Below are 1,413 nucleotides of genomic sequence, written 5' to 3'. Positions count from 1 at the left end.
TCCGCGGCCGCCCTGACGCGGTCGACCCGGTCGAAGTCCTCCGGGCCGGAGATCCGGAGCTGTTCCCGGCGGCGGGTGGCGAGCTTCCCGTCGACGCTCTGGGCCGCGTTGACGACCACGTGCATACGGGGAGGTCGTCCGGACGCGGAATGGTCGTTTCGGTCGGGGAGGCCGCCGCGACCCTCCGCCGCGGAGGCCGCCGCGACCCAAAGCGTATCCGGCGCGGGACCGAAGCGAGCGCGTCGTGAGAACCTCGACGATCGTCGTCCTGATCGGCGGGCTCCTGTTCGTCCTGCCGGTCCCGGGCACGTTCATCCTCGGGGCGCTGGTCGTGCTCGCGGGCCTCGTCGCTCGCCTGTTCGGGCTCTGACCCGACACCGTTTAGCCCGGGCCGACCGAGCAGCCACCCGTGTCCGACCCAACCGCGCACCACGTCGGGGTCACCGTCGCCGACCTCGACCGCGCAGTCCAGTTCTACACCCGGACGTTCGACCTGCCGGTCGTCGCCGAGTTCGCCGTCGGCGGCGACGCCTTCGGCGAGGCGGTCGCCGTCGAGGGCGCCGCGGCCGAGTTCGTCCACCTCGACGCCGGCGGTGCGATCGTCGAACTCGTCGAATACGACGACGCGTCCGACGACACCGACGCGTCCGACGACACCGACGCGTCCGACGATCCCGATCCGGGCGACGACCCCGATCCGGGCGACGACCCCGACCTGAACCGCCCCGGCGCGACCCACCTCGGGCTCACGGTCGACGACGTCGAGGCGTTCTACGCCGACCTCGCGGACGACGTGGAGACGCTGAGCCCGCCGCGGACGACCGAGAGCGGGACGACGGTCCTGTTCGTGCGAGACCCGGAAGGAAATCTGATCGAGGTGCTGGACGCCTGAGCGGCGCGGCGTCGCCCGCCCGTTCGCCTCACTTCACCTTCGTGCCCGGCGCGGCGTCCTCGTAGGTGGTGAGGAGGTCGGCCTCCTCGCCGGCCGCCAGCACCATCCCGTTGGACTCGACGCCGAACAGCTCCGCCTTCTCCATGTTCGCGAGCACGATCACCTTCGTGTCGGACAGCTCCTCGACGTCGTGGAGCTGTTTCAGCCCCGCGACGATCGTCCGCGTCTCCGCGCCGAGGTCGACGGTGAGCCTCAGCAGGTCGTCGGCGCCGTCGATCCCGACCGCCTCGTCGATCCGACCGACGCGGATGTCTAGTTCCTGAAACTCGTCGAAGCCGATGCGGTCGTCGCTGAGGGGTTCGATGTCGGTCATGTCGGTGTCGTCGGTGGTCGCTGTTTCGTCGTCGCTCTCGTCGCCGTCGCTCTGGTCGTTCTCGTCGTCGCTTCCGTCTCCCTCGTCGCCGTCGCCGCCCGCCTCGGCCCCGGCGACGACCCCTGCCAGCTCCCCCTTCAGGGCCCCG

General features: G+C 71.1%; 3 protein-coding genes and 1 pseudogene. 2 read left to right on the top strand and 2 right to left on the bottom strand.

Features of this window, described 5'->3' with window-relative positions:
• The coding region (locus B9G38_RS17410) for a dihydrofolate reductase family protein (protein ID WP_198945737.1) at positions 1–125 on the bottom strand (125 nt) is incomplete at its 3' end.
• A 119-nt stretch (positions 126–244) separates the two neighbouring features.
• Here B9G38_RS17410 and B9G38_RS18765 point away from each other — a divergent pair.
• Entirely contained in the window at positions 245–370 is a 126-nt protein-coding gene (locus tag B9G38_RS18765; RefSeq protein WP_255375992.1) for a hypothetical protein, read from the top strand.
• Between the two features lie 39 nt (positions 371–409).
• Entirely contained in the window at positions 410–892 is a 483-nt protein-coding gene (locus B9G38_RS17405) for a VOC family protein (protein WP_086221187.1), read from the top strand.
• Positions 893–920: 28 nt separating this feature from the next.
• On the opposite strand, the pseudogene B9G38_RS17400 reads toward B9G38_RS17405, so the two are convergent.
• A pseudogene (locus B9G38_RS17400) lies at positions 921–1,413 on the bottom strand (methionine--tRNA ligase); the annotation flags it as partial.

This window comes from Halorubrum sp. SD612 (assembly GCF_002135005.1).
This window is presented reverse-complemented; position numbering and strand designations above follow the sequence as displayed.